Source organism: Citrobacter sp. LST-B2 (assembly GCF_057983045.1).
The window spans coordinates 1712358-1727725 of sequence record NZ_CP192598.1; the positions used below are offsets into that span (position 1 = coordinate 1712358).

The 15368-nt window shown below is 50.8% G+C and carries 21 protein-coding genes; 11 read left to right on the forward strand and 10 right to left on the reverse strand.

The window, feature by feature from the left end; translation table 11 throughout:
* Positions 1-17 precede the first annotated feature (17 nt).
* From glnQ to rhtA, 5 genes are all read right to left on the reverse strand, one after another.
* Positions 18-740, reverse strand: coding sequence for a glutamine ABC transporter ATP-binding protein GlnQ (gene glnQ / locus ACQ0PY_RS08025; protein ID WP_043001275.1), 723 nt, complete (start codon positions 738-740; stop codon positions 18-20).
* Positions 737-1396: a glutamine ABC transporter permease GlnP gene (gene glnP / locus ACQ0PY_RS08030; RefSeq protein WP_043001274.1), complete on the reverse strand. Its 660-nt coding sequence runs from the start codon at positions 1394-1396 to the stop codon at positions 737-739. Before glnP ends, glnQ begins: the two co-directional genes overlap by 4 nt.
* An 86-nt stretch (positions 1397-1482) precedes the next feature.
* On the reverse strand, positions 1483-2229 hold the full coding sequence (glnH, locus tag ACQ0PY_RS08035; protein ID WP_150547008.1) for a glutamine ABC transporter substrate-binding protein GlnH: 747 nt from the start codon (positions 2227-2229) through the stop codon (positions 1483-1485).
* Between the two features lie 364 nt (positions 2230-2593).
* Positions 2594-3097, reverse strand: a complete 504-nt coding sequence (dps, locus tag ACQ0PY_RS08040) for a DNA starvation/stationary phase protection protein Dps (RefSeq protein WP_042320427.1) — start codon at positions 3095-3097, stop codon at positions 2594-2596.
* 309 nt (positions 3098-3406) lie between these two features.
* Positions 3407-4294: a threonine/homoserine exporter RhtA gene (gene rhtA, locus ACQ0PY_RS08045; protein ID WP_043001272.1), complete on the reverse strand. Its 888-nt coding sequence runs from the start codon at positions 4292-4294 to the stop codon at positions 3407-3409.
* 270 nt (positions 4295-4564) lie between these two features.
* On the opposite strand from rhtA, the gene ACQ0PY_RS08050 reads away from it, so the two are divergent.
* Positions 4565-4609: a hypothetical protein gene (locus ACQ0PY_RS08050; protein ID WP_125340082.1), complete on the forward strand. Its 45-nt coding sequence runs from the start codon at positions 4565-4567 to the stop codon at positions 4607-4609.
* Positions 4610-4682: 73 nt separating this feature from the next.
* The gene (ompX, locus tag ACQ0PY_RS08055; RefSeq protein WP_043001271.1) at positions 4683-5198 is read left to right on the forward strand and encodes an outer membrane protein OmpX; all 516 of its coding nucleotides are present in this window, start codon (positions 4683-4685) and stop codon (positions 5196-5198) included.
* A 64-nt stretch (positions 5199-5262) separates the two neighbouring features.
* Here ompX and ACQ0PY_RS08060 read toward each other — a convergent pair whose 3' ends face one another.
* The 4 genes from ACQ0PY_RS08060 to ACQ0PY_RS08075 all read right to left on the reverse strand — a co-directional run bounded on the left by ACQ0PY_RS08060 (position 5263) and on the right by ACQ0PY_RS08075 (position 9043).
* On the reverse strand, positions 5263-6849 hold the full coding sequence (locus ACQ0PY_RS08060) for a phosphoethanolamine transferase (protein WP_099433401.1): 1587 nt from the start codon (positions 6847-6849) through the stop codon (positions 5263-5265).
* Positions 6850-7126: 277 nt separating this feature from the next.
* Positions 7127-7255, reverse strand: coding sequence for a manganase accumulation protein MntS (mntS, locus tag ACQ0PY_RS08065; RefSeq protein WP_043001269.1), 129 nt, complete (start codon positions 7253-7255; stop codon positions 7127-7129).
* A 167-nt stretch (positions 7256-7422) separates the two neighbouring features.
* Positions 7423-8463, reverse strand: a complete 1041-nt coding sequence (locus ACQ0PY_RS08070) for a phage integrase (RefSeq protein WP_446894183.1) — start codon at positions 8461-8463, stop codon at positions 7423-7425.
* 1 nt (position 8464) lies between these two features.
* Positions 8465-9043 carry a phage repressor protein CI gene (locus ACQ0PY_RS08075; protein ID WP_052912745.1) on the reverse strand — a complete coding sequence of 193 codons (579 nt, stop codon included), beginning with the start codon at positions 9041-9043 and terminating at the stop codon, positions 8465-8467.
* 119 nt (positions 9044-9162) lie between these two features.
* On the opposite strand from ACQ0PY_RS08075, the gene ACQ0PY_RS08080 reads away from it, so the two are divergent.
* Together ACQ0PY_RS08080 and ACQ0PY_RS08085 are read left to right on the forward strand one after the other, a co-directional pair.
* The gene (locus tag ACQ0PY_RS08080; protein WP_001247709.1) at positions 9163-9384 is read left to right on the forward strand and encodes a hypothetical protein; all 222 of its coding nucleotides are present in this window, start codon (positions 9163-9165) and stop codon (positions 9382-9384) included.
* Between the two features lie 30 nt (positions 9385-9414).
* Positions 9415-9918 (forward strand): phage regulatory CII family protein, encoded by a 504-nt coding sequence (locus ACQ0PY_RS08085; RefSeq protein ID WP_446894184.1) that lies wholly within the window; start codon positions 9415-9417, stop codon positions 9916-9918.
* Positions 9919-9939: 21 nt separating this feature from the next.
* On the opposite strand, the gene ACQ0PY_RS08090 is transcribed toward ACQ0PY_RS08085, so the two are convergent.
* A complete protein-coding gene (locus ACQ0PY_RS08090) occupies positions 9940-10401 on the reverse strand; it encodes a hypothetical protein (protein WP_195619858.1) in 462 nt (153 codons plus the stop codon).
* Positions 10402-10640: 239 nt separating this feature from the next.
* Here ACQ0PY_RS08090 and ACQ0PY_RS08095 point away from each other — a divergent pair, with 239 nt between their 5' ends.
* The 7 genes from ACQ0PY_RS08095 (at position 10641) to ACQ0PY_RS08125 (ending at position 15141) form a co-directional block, all read left to right on the forward strand.
* On the forward strand, positions 10641-10814 hold the full coding sequence (locus ACQ0PY_RS08095; RefSeq protein ID WP_446894185.1) for a phage filamentation protein Fil family protein: 174 nt from the start codon (positions 10641-10643) through the stop codon (positions 10812-10814).
* Between the two features lie 8 nt (positions 10815-10822).
* Positions 10823-11251: a hypothetical protein gene (locus ACQ0PY_RS08100; protein ID WP_044328541.1), complete on the forward strand. Its 429-nt coding sequence runs from the start codon at positions 10823-10825 to the stop codon at positions 11249-11251.
* Positions 11251-11652 (forward strand): hypothetical protein, encoded by a 402-nt coding sequence (locus tag ACQ0PY_RS08105; RefSeq protein WP_000152652.1) that lies wholly within the window; start codon positions 11251-11253, stop codon positions 11650-11652. The genes ACQ0PY_RS08100 and ACQ0PY_RS08105 overlap by 1 nt, the downstream gene beginning before the upstream one ends.
* 67 nt (positions 11653-11719) lie before the next feature.
* A complete protein-coding gene (locus tag ACQ0PY_RS08110; protein WP_032950234.1) occupies positions 11720-11953 on the forward strand; it encodes a DUF2732 family protein in 234 nt (77 codons plus the stop codon).
* Positions 11944-12273 carry a DUF3850 domain-containing protein gene (locus ACQ0PY_RS08115; RefSeq protein WP_000268747.1) on the forward strand — a complete coding sequence of 110 codons (330 nt, stop codon included), beginning with the start codon at positions 11944-11946 and terminating at the stop codon, positions 12271-12273. Before ACQ0PY_RS08110 ends, ACQ0PY_RS08115 begins: the two co-directional genes overlap by 10 nt.
* Positions 12263-13123 (forward strand): DNA adenine methylase, encoded by an 861-nt coding sequence (locus ACQ0PY_RS08120; RefSeq protein ID WP_446894186.1) that lies wholly within the window; start codon positions 12263-12265, stop codon positions 13121-13123. The genes ACQ0PY_RS08115 and ACQ0PY_RS08120 overlap by 11 nt, the downstream gene beginning before the upstream one ends.
* Complete coding sequence (locus tag ACQ0PY_RS08125; RefSeq protein ID WP_446894187.1) at positions 13120-15141, forward strand: replication endonuclease; 2022 nt, start codon at positions 13120-13122, stop codon at positions 15139-15141. Before ACQ0PY_RS08120 ends, ACQ0PY_RS08125 begins: the two co-directional genes overlap by 4 nt.
* Positions 15142-15368: the final 227 nt, after the last annotated feature.

Consider the following 15368-nt stretch of genomic DNA (forward strand, 5'->3'; position numbering starts at 1 on the left):
GGAAGGGAGGCAGGCCGTCAGGAAACGTGCTGCAAGAACTCCTGCAAACGCTGGCTTGGCGGGTTTTCAATCAGGGTTTGCGGATTACCGTCCTCGGCAATACGGCCCTTATCGATGAAGATCAGGCGTGAGGCGACTTTTTCGGCAAAGCCGATTTCGTGCGTAACGATGACCATCGTCATCCCTTCTTCCGCCAGATCCTGCATCACTTTCAGTACTTCGTGGCGCAGTTCCGGATCGAGCGCAGAGGTCGGTTCATCAAACAGCATCATCTTCGGCTTCACCGCCAGGGCGCGGGCAATCGCCACACGCTGCTGCTGACCGCCGGAAAGCTCAGACGGATAGTGGTGAGCGCGCTCGGCCAGACCCACTTTCGCCAACAGCTCTTTTGCCTGCTTCTCGGCAGCGTCTTTCTTCGTCCCACGAACGCGCAACGGGCCAAACATGACGTTTTCCAGCGCGGTCAGATGAGGGAAAAGATAGAACTGCTGGAACACCATCCCGGCTTCCTGACGGATCAGACGCTCGTCGACCTTCGGGTCGTTGACCTTTAGCCCATCAACGATCAGATCGCCGGAGGTAATCTCTTCGAGTTTATTTATGCAGCGCAACAACGTGGATTTACCGGAACCCGATGGCCCGATAATCACCACCACTTCGCCCTGCTTAATGCTCAGATCAATGTTATGCAGCACCTGGGTAGGGCCAAAATGCTTTGAGACGTTTTTAAATTCAATCACAGGATTTTCATCCTTCTTTCCAGACTACGAAGCACGATGTTCAGGACTTGCGTGATGATGAGGTAAATAACACCCACCGCGGTCCAGATTTCCAGGGCACGGAAATTGCCGGCAATAATTTCCTGACCGCTGCGGGTCAGTTCCGCCGCGCCGATGACGATAAACAGCGATGTATCTTTGATACTGATGATGAGCTGGTTACCGAGCGAAGGCAGCATACGACGCAGCGCAAGTGGCATGATCACATGACGGATGGTTTCCCGACGGGAAAGACCCAGCGCCAGACCCGCTTCGCTAAATCCTTTATGGATCGACAGGACCGAACCACGGGTGATTTCCGCGATATAGGCTCCGGAGTTAATCATGATCGTGATAACGGCGGCGCTGAAGGTGTCGATGCGCAAGTCCGGGAAAGCCATCGGCAGGGCGAAATAGATGTACATCACCTGGACGACGATCGGCGTGCCGCGGATGACTTCAATGAAGACGAGAGAGACGTGATTGGCGATCCAGCCGCCATAAGTTCGGGCTAAACCCGCCAGCAAGCCGATGATGATCCCGCCAGCCAGACCGAGGATGGAGATCCACAGGGTCATTTTGGCGCCCTGAAGCAGGATCGGAATGGCGGGCCAGATGGCGCTCCAGTCAAACTGCATATGTTGTTCCTGTTACCGTGGTGAAAAAAAATCAAATGCCCGGCACGCTTAGCGCCTCCGGGCAACATCTGAAGGCAAAGCCATTATTATTTAGGTTCAGTACCGAACCATTTTTTGTAGATTTCGTTATAAGTACCGTTGTCACGCAGCGTTTTCAGCGCGCCATTCACTTTCTCGCGCAGTTCGTCGCTGCCTTTCGGGAATGCGATACCGTACTGCTGCGCTTCCAGTGATTCACCCACCGCTTTGAACTGGCCGTTACCTGCGGTTTTGATGAAATACAGGATGTTCGGCGTATCGTGCAGAACCGCGTCTGCGCGGTTGGTACCCAGTTCCATGTAGGCGTTATCGATGTTCGGGAACTGCCGCAGATCTTTCGTTTTGATGTTGGCTTTGGCGTAATCAACGGATCCAGTACCGCTCTTCACCGCGACCACTTTACCGTCCAGATCTTTTACGCTTTTTACGTCGTTATTGTTGGTTTTCACCATCACTAACAGACCGCTTTTGTAGTAACCGTCAGAGAAATCGATCGCTTTTTTGCGCTCGTCAGTAATGGTGATGCCCGCCAGCGCCAGGTCAACGTTTTTGGTTTGCAGCGCCGGGATAATGCCACTGAAATCCATCGGTTTCAGTTCATAATCCAGCTTCAGTTCTTTTGCTACGGCGGCCCACAGGTCCACATCAAAGCCAACGTATTTGTCACCCTGTTTGAATTCAAACGGCACGAACGCGGTGTCAGTTGCGACAACCAGTTTCTTATCCGCGGCATGAGAGGACATCGCAAAAGCCAGAGCAAGTGCTGCCAGTGAAACTTTTAATACAGACTTCATAGCATTTCCTTTTTTATCCACGGGGCGATCCCCTGCGAGAACGATAAATGTAATGAAAAAATCGTGCCAGTTTTGCAACCCCTTGTTTTAACAAGAGGGGACTGCACGCTTGTGCACAGGTCTCGGAGCAAAACTCGCTTTTTGCACCATTCTGGGGCACTGATTTAGTGCAGCCTGGAGGGGGCGTGAACGGTCTGCCTATTTAGCGCAAAGATCGTTGATAAAACAATCTTTCGTTAACGATTGTGTGAGGTGATTATTACAAATATTTTACTTTACGACGGAGTGGTGACGATGTGGTGCACCATAAAAGTGCAAAACCCCCGCCGTGGCGAGGGTTGTAGAGGGAATACTTATGAGGCGATTATTCGATGTTGGATTCGATGAACCACAGGAATTTGTCGAGATCGCGGGATGCGGCGGTAAAGATATCGGCGGTATCTTCGTCTTTCGCTTCGCTGATGGCTTTACGCACATCGTTAGCGACGACAGCATAACGGTCTGCCAGTTCTTTCAGATGATCCTGAACGGTATGGATGTCCAGCGGATAGCTTTTCAACGGCGTTTTGCTATTAATAACCTGCGTAGTCCCCAACGCCACACCGCCCAGCTGTACGGCACGCTCTGCCATGGTATCGAGATGGTCGGTCAATGCCGTACGGAAGCCATCCAGCATCTCATGGACGGCAATAAAATTAGCGCCACGCATATTCCAGTGGGCCTGCTTGGTGATCAGTGACAGGTCGATAAACTGGATCACCTGACGATTCAGCAACTCAACCGTTGCTTTCTTATCGCTGTCAGAGACATCGTTGCGGGTATAAAGCAGATTGGACGCTTTTGTTTTTACCAATTTAGCGGTACTCATAATTTCATATCCTCTTGATGTTATGTCCCAGTAATTTACGAGATTCAGTATAGCACCGGTTATGATTCCTGCTTTTCTGGCTCTGCCTATCGCTTTAATAGTATTTAACACCATCGGTATTTAATTGCATTACTATTCATGTAGTTGCGCAAGAGTTAGACCAGCGGTAACAATATTCTGATGCCGACATGAGAAGGCGGATAAATAGTCGGTACGGGGCAGATAGACGGTGGGGAAATATCAGGAAAATACAGGGAAAACAGCGGGAAGATATTCTGCATGGTTATGCAACCATGCAGAAATGTAAAATTAATTTACATCAACCTCTTTTATTTTGCTTTCTCGTCGAATGGTCAACGTCGAGCCCATCGAGGCGGCAATGATCGCGCCAAGCGCCAGCAACTGGACAAACGTGAGCGTTTCGCCCAGAAACAGGATACCTGCCAGTGCGGCCAGTGCGGGTTCCATACTCATCAGCGTGCCAAAGGTGCGCGTAGGCAGACGGGTTAAGGCAATCATCTCCAGCGAGTAGGGGAGCGCCGTCGACAGTACCGCAACCGCCAGACCCAGCGGAATGACAGACCAGTGCCAGAGCGCTTCCCCGGCCTGCACAGCCCCAAGTGGGACGAAAACCAGAGCCGCAATCAGCGAACCTATCGCGACAGTGGCCGGGCCGTGCTCAGCGCCGGCGCGTTGTCCGCTGAGAATATAGATAGCCCAGCAGGCGCCTGCGCCCAGTGCCATGGTGGCGCCGAACAGGTCGACATGCGAAACGTCCTGACCCAGCGGCAGCAGGAACCAGAGTCCGAGAACCGCGAGTACCACCCAGATAAAATCAACGGGGCGTCGCGAAGAGAACAGGGCGACCGCCAGCGGCCCGGTAAACTCCAGCGCGACAGCGATCCCCAGCGGGACCGTCTGAATCGACAGATAGAAGAGGTAGTTCATTCCCCCCAGCGACAGGCCGTAAAAAAGCAGCGGCAGACGCTGCTCTTTGGCAAACCGCAGACGCCATGGCTTGAAGAAGACAATAAGAATCAGCGTGCCTAACGCCAGACGGAGAGCGGTGACACCGGGCGCGCCAACCAGCGGAAACAATGATTTTGCCAGCGATGCGCCGCTCTGGATTGAGGCCATGGCAATAAGCAGTACTAAAACAGGCAGCCAAACTGGCGTTTTACGTGACGACCCTGGCATCCGTTCTCCCGACATAACTGTAGATACACGCCATCCAGCAACTTGCCTGATTTGTGTATAGAAAAGTAAAAGAGGCAGTGTAATGGAAATAACCATCTACGGTTGAGTCTTCGTTGAAAAAAAATTTCTGGAAAGCCGTAAAATGGCGGCAAATTGATGGATTAATGCGCTGGCAGATTAGGAATAATCTGGATGAATGTCCTTTATTATGCGCGTAATAATGGGGCAAATATCTGGAAAAGTGATGTTAATTGAAAGAGATAGCGGTTGATGGAAACGTTCTGTTACATGAAATTGCCCGTTAGACATCACTAATCGCAAAGAGTTTCTCATCAATTTTTGATATATTTAACACTTAGGATTTATTTGAAGCACATTTGAGGTGGTTATGAAAAAAATTGCATGTCTTTCAGCACTGGCCGCTGTTCTGGCTATCTCCGCAGGTTCCGCTGTCGCTGCAACGTCTACCGTTACCGGTGGTTATGCTCAGAGCGATGCTCAGGGCGCGGCGAACAAAATGAACGGTTTCAACCTGAAGTATCGCTATGAGCAGGACAACAACCCGCTGGGCGTAATCGGTTCCTTCACTTACACCGAAAAAGATCGTACTAACGGTGCAGGCGATTACAACAAAACTCAGTACTACGGTATCACTGCTGGTCCGGCTTACCGTCTGAACGACTGGGCAAGCATCTACGGTGTTGTGGGTGTGGGCTACGGTAAATTCCAGGACACCAACTATCCGACGCATAAAGATGACACCAGCGATTATGGTTTCTCTTATGGCGCAGGTGTGCAGTTCAACCCGATCGAAAACGTTGCTCTGGACTTCTCTTACGAGCAGAGCCGTATTCGTAGCGTTGACGTTGGCACCTGGATCGCAGGCGTCGGTTACCGCTTCTAATCACGTCAGTGATATAAAAAATCCGCCTCAAGGGGCGGATTTTTTTTGGGTGTATTTCAATAGGTTATCGCGATTTGGTGCTAAAGATATCGGTTCCCAGGTGGTTATAATCCACCTTCTGCAATTTGAAATTGGTGATATACACCGGCCCGGCTTTCTGTTCAGAGATAAACCGGTACTTCATCTTAATCTCTTTTGCGCTGATTCCTGTCCACTGTGAGAAAAAGCCAAGGAAGTCGTTGGCGGAGCGCCGCGCTTTGATGACTTTATGCGCTTTGTCATCGCTGGAGAGCACCATAAACGGGACCTGAAAGTTTTGCTGGAACTGGTCGTCATGCGCCAGATACTGCACTTCCTTCCCACGCTCTTTAAAGGCGAGACCGTGATCGGAGAAATACGCCAGCGAGAAACTGTCGCCGCTGTTGCGGAGCTGATCGTACAGTTTTCGCAGCAGGTCGTCGGTCTGAGTCATGGTATAGAGATAGCAGGAGGTTTCTTTCGACTGGACGAACGTGTCGTACTTGCCTTTTGTCCGATCGCAGGCCTGTGGATGAGACCCCATCAGATGCAGGACAATCAGCTGCGGCTGGGTGCGTTCCGTTTCCAGCACCTGTGCGGTCATTTTTAACAGCGCCTCGTCCTGGGTGTTTTTGTCCGCCTCGAAGTCACCGTTTTTAAGAAAATGCACTTCATCAGCCCGCTTTGCGATACTGGCGATAGCGGTATCGTATTCGCCGATTTGTCCCTGATTCGAGAACCACCACGTCTGGAAACCGGCGCGGTTTGCCAGCGTGACAAAGTTGTCCTGATACTGCGGCTTATCATCAACGACCCGGTTGAGGGTCAGCCCGAGCGATTTTTGCGTTGACCCGCTGGCCGCGATGTAATCGGCAAACAGGTAGCCATTAACGCTGCTCGCAAACGGAGTGTTATCCCAGTGACCGCCAAACGCCCCCAGCGCATCACGACGAGCGCTTTCACCGATCACCACCACATAGGTGTGATATTTCGGCTTCACGGCGGTGACAGTCCAGGTGTCTTTCATGCTGGCTAACTTCGCCATGCGCTCCTGCTCGTCAATGACTTCATTGTTATTGACGATGACGTCTTTGGCGAAACGGAACACCGGATAGCCGGTATCCTTTAATTTAAACACGCCGCCCCAGGCCAGGTTCTGTACGGGGGTGACAAAAAAAGCCACGACGCTGAACAGCAGGCACAGGCTGTCATATTTATTCCAGCGTTTCTTCTCTTCGTCAGGTTTGCGACGCACGGCGATCACGCCAAGAGCAAAGATAAACACCCCCATCAGGTAATTATACCAGGGGAAAATCGTCAGGATTTCCGTGGACTCTTCCATATTGGTCGAGTGCAGAGCCAGCAGCGTATTAAAATTTGGCGATCCGTAGGCCTGGCCGAAAGGAAAGTAACAGGCGGCGACCAGCGAACACACGCCGATCAGCACCTTCTGCGCTTTCGGCGCGCTCCGCCAGAGCAACTGCAATATGCAGGTGAAGGCAAGGGTATACAGCAGACTAAACGGATAGCCCAGCGCCAGGTTGATCAGCAGCGACTGCAAAACATAAAAGCCAGTCCACGGGCTAAGGGCCCGGCTGCGAGCAAGAAGTGAGTCTTTGACGGTTAAATTCATATGCCACTATCGTAAAAACGCCATGTGCTTACCCTGGCGCCAAGGGTCATTACCTGCTGAGAGTGCGTGAAGAGGGAAAGAGGTCCGCATCTGCGAGCCGCAAGTTAGGCAGGGCTGCAAGAAGATAGAGCGTGTGAATGTGAAGGTCAACGGGCAGACAGAAATTGTTTTGCGAAGGGGTTAGCAAATCCGACAAAAAGAAGGGCTATTTTGACATAAGCAGAAGTGTAACGGCCGTAGATGACAGCCAGATGACGCGGCGTACCGCGACGCCGCGTTATTTATCCGAGGGCTTATCCTGCTCAGGTTTGCTGTTGATCATATCGCACAGCATTGAGAGCAGCATTAACCGGACTTTAAAGGGAGAGTGGCTAAACACGCGCATACACCTCTTAAACTCGTTCATATTGACCTCCTGACGTTCTGGTCCCTCGATCCGTGAGAGATGACTGCATTACATACAGATATAGCACAGGCTATATTATAAAGCATCAACTATCTACGAAAAACAATAACTTACAGTGTTATCAATAAGTTACGTTAGTTAATATCTGTGAGTATTCGGCAGTATTTCTAAGCTGTCGCGACATTTTTGCGACATTTTAAGGGGTTAAGTCGCACGGCATCTTCAAGGTGGCTTGGGGCGAAATGGGCATAACGCATTGTCATAGTGATGTCAGCGTGGCCGAGAATTTTTTGCAGAACCAGAATGTTTCCGCCGTTCATCATAAAGTGGCTGGCAAATGTATGGCGCAGTACATGGGTAAGCTGGCCTGAGGGGAGTTCAATGCCTGCGCGTTCCAGAGCAGAGCGGAAAGCGTTATAGCAGGGTTTGGGGAACAGAGCGCCTTTCGTTTCAGGCAATTCGGATAAAAGTTCATCATCAAGGGGGATTGTTCTGTTGCGCTTCCCTTTGGTTTTGACGAACGTGACTTTACCGCCCGCGATCTGAGAGCTTTTCAGCGTTGCCGCTTCATTCCATCTTGCGCCGGTCGCAAGACAGATTTTTACGACTAGCTCTAAGTATTTTACTTTGCTTCGTTTGCATTCCAGCAAAAGCCGCTCAATTTCTTCAGCAGTGAGGAAAGCCATTTCGGTTTCATCAGTACGATACTGCCTGACGTTTTCCAGTGGGTTGGGGGCTGACCATTCACCGATTCGTTTCAGTTCGTTGAACATAGCCAGAAAGTAAGCATGTTCAAGGTTCATTGTTTTCGGGGAAACCTTGGATACTCTGTTAGTGCGGGCATAATGCCCATCAAGCCGTTTTGCGCGGTAGGCCGTGAACAGCTGGGCATTAAACTCTGTAGCTAGCGGGAATCCCATGCATTCTGCCGCCCAGGTCATAGCGTCTTTACGCTTTTGACCATTGCGCAAAGCTACGCCGTGGCGTTTATACCACATTGTGATCAGGTCTATTAAAGTCCGTTTGTCCTTCCCTTCACCCAGCCAGGGCGCACTGTCTACTTTCTGAAGCGTATGGTTTTCAAATGCTAGGGCTTCCCCCTTTGTGGCAAATTTTTTACGTATGCGCTTCCCGTTCTTACCATTACTACGGTTGACGGTGTAGAAGTCGGCGATCCATTCGCCTGTCGGAAGTTTACGAACACTCATTTCATTCAATCGTCAGAACAATGCGGCCGATGATTTTTATATCGTCAATACCGCAGTCAAAAGCCATACCTACGCCGCTTACTCTAACCTTTCCCACAGGGATGCGTGTTAGTGTTCTAACGCTGGTTTTACCTTCAACTTCGACAAGCCAAACATCGTCATAAACTTCAGTAAAGTGTTGATCAACAATGTATTGCATTGTGTTATCAATCACACAGATAGGATTCTGCGGTAAAGGTTTGCCAGGTAAAAAAGTAACCTTATCAAGCATTAGGAAACCAGACTCATAAAGTTTTCCGTCCACAATCTTCTTGCGTGGCAGTTTCATGATGTCTAATTCGTCATCGTTAAACTTTCTACCTTGTCCAGTCGCAAGCCATTCCAGAGTAGCTCCTGTTTCAGCCATACATCTAACAACGATATCAGCTGGAAAAAAATCCCTCTTATACCGGTTAGCCAGACTGCTGCTTGCTATATCAAGATGCTCAGCTAGGGCTAGTTTTGTGTTGAATCCATACGCTTGGATAACTCTATCTAGTACCTCAGATCCGCCCTGGGAAAACTCAATTTGTAGGTTCACGAAAGTTTTACCTTGAAATCTTGCGCGAAGTGAGTTTAAACTCCGCTTTGTAGGTTTAAGTGAATATTGACAGTTACAGCCCTGTATTGCCGTACAGGTTAACTTATGGAGTTTGCCTCATGCGTCCGAACATTACAATCATCATCCCTGAGCCATACCTGCCTTTAGACGAGTATTGCCGTCGTACTGGTACCAACAAAGAAACTGCTAGGAACCTGATCGAATACGGAAAATTACCAATTAAGCCGAAGGGTAAGCAGAAGAAAGGCCTGGTAGAAGTCAACATGGCCGCGCTCACCATTCAGGCTTTAAGCGAATGTGACATTTCGCTTAACGCGTAATCCATCCTACGGATTAGGGAGAGGCAAACAATGTTTGATTACCAGACCTCTAAACATGCGCACTTTGATGCGGCTTGCCGAGCATTTGCAATTGAGCACAATCTGGAAGATGTGGCCGCTGCCGTTGGTATGAGGCCGCAGATCCTGCGCAACAAACTGAACCCAGCGCAACCGCACCGCCTGACCTGTGATGAGCTTTTGGCTATCACGGATTACACAGAAGATGCGCGTTTACTTGATGGGATGTTAGGTCAGATTAACTGCCTTCCATCCGTGCCGGTAAACAATGCCACTGAAGCCAACATGCAACTGTGTGCGCTTAGCGCCACTGCGTGTGTGGGCGCGATTGCTGGGGAAGCCGTATCAACTGGCCATATGACCGCCGCCCGCCGTACTCAAATTCTGGATCGCGCCCGCGATGCAATCCGTAGCTTATCCGTGCTGGCTTATACCGTTGAAAGCCGTATTCATTCTGCGCCCGTTCTGGCCGCTGCGGTGGATCTTGTGACGGCTAATGCCACCGGTTTGATGTGAACAAGGCGCTATGTTATGCAATTACTTAGGAATACCGCCAGCCAGCAAAGCCATCAGTTTCTCAAACTTCGTCAGCGGTTCAATGTCGCGGCGAAGCTCGATAGATGCTCTGTTTCTTGCGGGATTGTAGAGAGAGGTCGGGGCGTTACTGTCGAATTCTTCGAGTTCACCCAGACGTCTGGCAATTTCATCATCACTTGCGGCATCGATATCACTCAGCAATCGAGAGTAGCGCTTCTTTTGTGCTTCAGCGCTGGCTGCTTTATCTGCGGGTTTATAGGCAACCCGGTAGGCAGAAAAAACGACAGCAAGAATGCCGCACAGCCAGCCGAACTGAACGCCGACACTAGTAAGCCCTCCCGTGAGGATGAGCAGAAAATTCATGAGGTTATCTGTGCGCCGGTTGAATGTTTCGGTCATCACTTCAATGTAATAGCAGTAGGTGGCCTGAAATATCAGGTCAGAGGCTGGCTGGTCACTCATAGTCGTTTATTCCTGTTTTTTCTCACCTTTATCGCCTTGATCTTTCATTGGCGCAGGTGCGGGTTTGTGAAGTCGATGAAATTTGTTGTCGTCATCGTCTGCCATTTTTGTAGCTCCTATGTGCGGTTGAATATTGAACCGGGTTGTCTTGCCAGATCCTCCGGTAATCGATCGCATGCCCATGCGCCGGGCATGGCTAAATATCCCGGCAATCATACTGTTACGTTGAGGGGGAAACAATGAAAGCGTTTGTCTCTTATCTGAAAAATGAATCACCGGCTATGCAACGACCAAGCGGTTCAACAGGATGGATAGAACTGCCGAACGGTCAACGCTGGAACCCTGGCCACATGTACAAATTCAATGGCCAGCAGCCGCGCCACCCGTGGTGGCTCCGTCTGATGGGGTTATAGGGGGCGCTATGGCGATTAGCCAGGAACAGCAAAAGCGTGGGCTGGAGCATTTAAAACAGATCCGCCGCAAATACTTCAGCGAAAGTAGCGAGGCCGCTGAATGGTGGGACAACTTAACACCAGAGTGGCGCGGCGTAGTGCTTCATGCTGCTGCGGTTACATCTGGTACCGGGGCATTTAAAGCCCATTTAAGCAAGTGCTGCTGGCGTGAGCTTTATGAGCGTCTGGGCTATCGGGACATGATTCAACTGCGCCAGGGCATTTCACGGGCACGGTTAACGTTTGAAGGTTTCGGCAGTTTACGTGACAGCGATTTTTCAAAGCGCACCGCGAACCGCCCGATCAAAAAGGCACATCCAATTTATAGCAGTAGTGGGGTGCAGATGGTGATCGCGCCTCATATCGTCCATAAGTTCCAGCAACAGGGGAATCACTAATGACCATTATTTCCGTTGAGGGCAAATCGTTGGGGGCGGAGCTGGCTGTGTGGGGTGTCCCGCATAACTACGCTTTAGCGTTTGCAGAGAAAAGTACCAGTAAAAATGGGCGTATCGCTTTGCATCCGTTCTTCTTCAACGACACTGAACACATGACAAATCCGCGTCACTGGCTGGCGATCAATGCTGCTTTCTGGTGTTGCGTATATCGCGAAGCGGAAAGCAAAGAAGCCCAGATAGAAGCGCTGGCGGGGATTCGTGCGATTTTCTATACAGCCGGGGCGCTGGGAGTTGGCGAGATAAAAGCGCTGATCCAGGAGTGGTGGCGGACAACCTATGAGCTGCACCTGATTCCGGCTCCGAACTACTCAGCCGCTACAGTACAACCCACTTTTCACTAATTAACAGCCTGAATTTTTTGGCCACGGTTCAAGTGGCCGGGGATTCTTTTGCCTTAAGGAAACCAAAATGCACATGACACGTCAGGATTTACCCGCAACAAAATCAGGCACCGACCTGCTGGCCATGCTCACCAAAGCCACGCAGGAAGGTAAAGCCGCAGCTGCTGATCTGTGTTCCACCCGTCTGGATAAGCTGGCCACTCATGCGGCCAATGAAGGTTTAAGCGCAACGGAAATCGTTGAGTTAATCCGCGAAGAAGCCGCAGCGATTTGCAGCAAAGGCGGTGCGGCATGGCAGTAAAAATTCATGCGGTAAAAATTGCGCCAAAATATCTTGATGCAGTAGTGGCTGGTCAGAAAAAGGCCGAGCTGCGAAAAAACGATCGCGGGTATAAAACCGGTGATGTTCTTTCATTGTGCGAGTGGAAGCACGGGAAATACACCGGGCGAGAGTGGGCGGCAGTTATCACCCATGTTTTGCCGGTGAATGAAATTATCGCTGATACCGAAAATTGGGTGGTTTTATCTATCCGTTCGCTGTCACCGCTTGAAGTGCTGGAATACATCATTTCAAACGGTGTAACAGAGTCGTTAGTTGGCGGAGGTCAATATGGCCGTTAAAACTCCGCTTAAATGGGTGGGCAGCAAAGCCCGCCTCATGCCTAAGCTGCGTCCGCACCTTCCAGAAGGTAAACGCCTGGTTGAACCGTTCGCAGGTTCCTGCGCTGTCATGATGAATACGGATTATGACGAGTATCTGATCGCGGACGTGAATCCTGATCTGGTTAATCTTTACAAGGCGATGGCGTATCACACTGATGCGCTGCTGAATGAGCTGGAGATCCTGTTTACTGCTGGTTCGTTAAGTGATGAAGAAAGCCGCGCCGTTTTCTATTACGCAGTTCGTGATGCTTTCAATCTTTCTGGTAGTAAGGTCGGTTCTGAATCGGTTGAAAATGCTGCGCGTTTCCTGTATCTGAATCGCCACTGCTTTAATGGCCTGTGCCGGTATAACCGCCGAGGCCAGTTCAACGTCCCGTTCGGTAAGTACAAAAAGCCTTATTTCCCTGCTGATGAAATCCGCGTCTTTGCTGAAAAAGCGAAACGCGCAACGTTCATTACTGCCCACTATTCAGAAACACTCGATTTGGTTCGGGACGGGAATGACGTTGTTTACTGTGATCCGCCTTATCTGACTGATACCGCCAATTTCACCGCTTACCATGAACGTGGCTTTTCGCACATGGATCAGGGGCGGCTGGCGCGTAAGCTGCGCCGTCTGGCTGAACGTGGGATTCCGGTTGTCGCGTCAAACAGCGATCTGGAAATGGTTCATTACCTGTACGCCGGATTTGAAGCCGTAAAGGTAAATGCGCCGCGTAGTGTTGGTGCGGCAGCTGCAAGCCCGAAAATGGCGGCGGAGCTGATTCTTAAATGGCCTTTACCGGCGACTCATGAGGCCAGCGCATGACGCTGGCAATAAACGAACAATGCTATGCCGTTGATGCCTGGAGGCGGGAAACTTTCGCACCAGGCACACCGGCAGACGCGACTATCACAGAACGCCGCCTGTGGGCTGTAAACCCGCAGGATTATGAATGGCGATCCCGGTACCTGCATGAGATACCCGACTGGTTAGCCGGGTATTTTGGTCGTCGCTATGAAAAGCTTTTTGCTGGTCGTGACGGGCGTCGCCGTGCCAATACATTCCTGCGTCAGACTATCGGCGAGAGTGTATTGCCACGTCTGCGCAAAGTGGCTGCGCGTTACTCGCTGGCCGCTGATGCTGCTGATCTTCCTTTCGGTAAGTCGCTGGAGCGCTTGCCGTCACTAGACCGTCCAGATCTTAAAAAACTGGCTGGCCAGGTATCTGGCTGGATTTCCCAGTCACTTTATGACTTCACCGAACAGTTTGACTCCGGCACTGACGACGCCAGAGAGCTGCATCGCCGCACCCTGGAATCATACCGTCATCTTTGTGCATGTTGCCTGATGCTGAATAACCAGCCGCCGTACTGGGCTGAACATGAGGCCAATGAAGGTCAACTGGAAATGCGTAAGGCGGAATCTGGGATACTGCGCATGATAGCGCCGGAATGGTGGTACCTGCGTCTTAAACGTGCGCGTGATATGCAGCGTGAACATATGGCCATCGCGGTGGGGCAGGTGCAAAAAGCGGCCAGCGCTTATGTATCCCGCAAAACACTGGGCGAATGGATAGACCAGAAAAAGCGGAATCTGGAGTTCTTTAAAAAGTTTGATCTGCTGAATGATGAGGGGCTGCGCATTGCACTGGACAGCATGGTACACCGCAGCGTTGCAAATCCGGCGATCCGTCGCTGCGAACTTATGGTGAGAATGCGAGGGTTTGAAGATATGGCTAATGAAGAAGGGCTGGCCGGTGAGTTTTACACTATCACCGCGCCATCACGTTTCCATGCGGTACACAGCAAAGGGGGCTTTGTCTCGCAATGGGATGGATGTACACCGCAGGATACCCAGCGCTATTTATGTGGCGTATGGGCAAAAGCACGCGCAGCGATCTCGCGTGCGGGTATTCATGTATTTGGGTTTCGGGTTGTTGAGCCTCACCATGACGGGACGCCGCACTGGCATATGTTGCTTTTTATGCGTCCGCAGGACGTGGACACGGTACGCGATATTCTTTGCTATCACGCCAGAATTACTGATTCTGAAGAACTGCAATCTGAAAAGGCGCTGAAGGCGCGTTTTCATGTTGAAGCTATCGATCCCGCCATAGGTTCGGCCACGGGCTACATCGCGAAATACATTTCAAAAAATATTGATGGTTTTGCGCTGGATGGTGAGCAGGACGAAGAAACCGGCGAAAACCTGCGTGATATGGCTAAATCCGTTTCCGCGTGGGCTTCCCGCTGGCGCATTCGTCAGTTTCAGCAGATTGGTGGTGCGCCGGTTACCGTCTGGCGCGAGCTGCGTCGGTTGCGGAATCAGGTGCTGACCGATCGCAGAATGGATGCGGTTCTGGCTGCTGCTGATGTTGGCGATTGGGCTGCATACACCCAGGCGCAGGGCGGTGCACTGGTTGCCCGCCGTGATCTGGTTGTTCGTCTGGCCTATGAAATTACGGAACAGGGCAACGAGTACGCAGAGGACGTACAGCGCATACAGGGGGTTTATTCTCCTTTGGTTCCAGATTCAGAAGTTTGCACCCGTCTGGTTAAGTGGCAAAAGGTTGCGAAGTTGGCCGAAGCGCCAGCGGAGGCGGGTTTTTCTGGCGGCAACGCCGCCTCTTGGAGTTCTGTCAATAACTGTACGGAGGGGGGAACCCGCAGACGGTTAAAACTGGAATTACGCAGTCGGGGTTTTGAGGGTTCCGATGAAGAAATAGCCATTCTCCTGCGGGGTAGTGGTTTGATATTTGGTCAGGGGGCACTGATTTACCGCAATGGGCGGTTAAAGGAAACACGAAACGAACCATTGCAGGAGCTTTGGCCGGGGTGGTTATAGGCGTGCATGTGTGTGTAACACATTCATTTGTCAGTAGATGGCAGGAAATTAAATTTCACAATTCGTGCTTTAAGGTGTACTGTATGTATATCCAGTTATTTATTGCTTGTGGGGGCTAAATGGATCTTTTGGAGGCGTCGGCACAGCTGGAACGCATTGAGTTATTGGCCAAAATTGCCCATGTTTACGAAAGTAACCAGAGAGAAAAAACAATCGCTTTGGCCTGG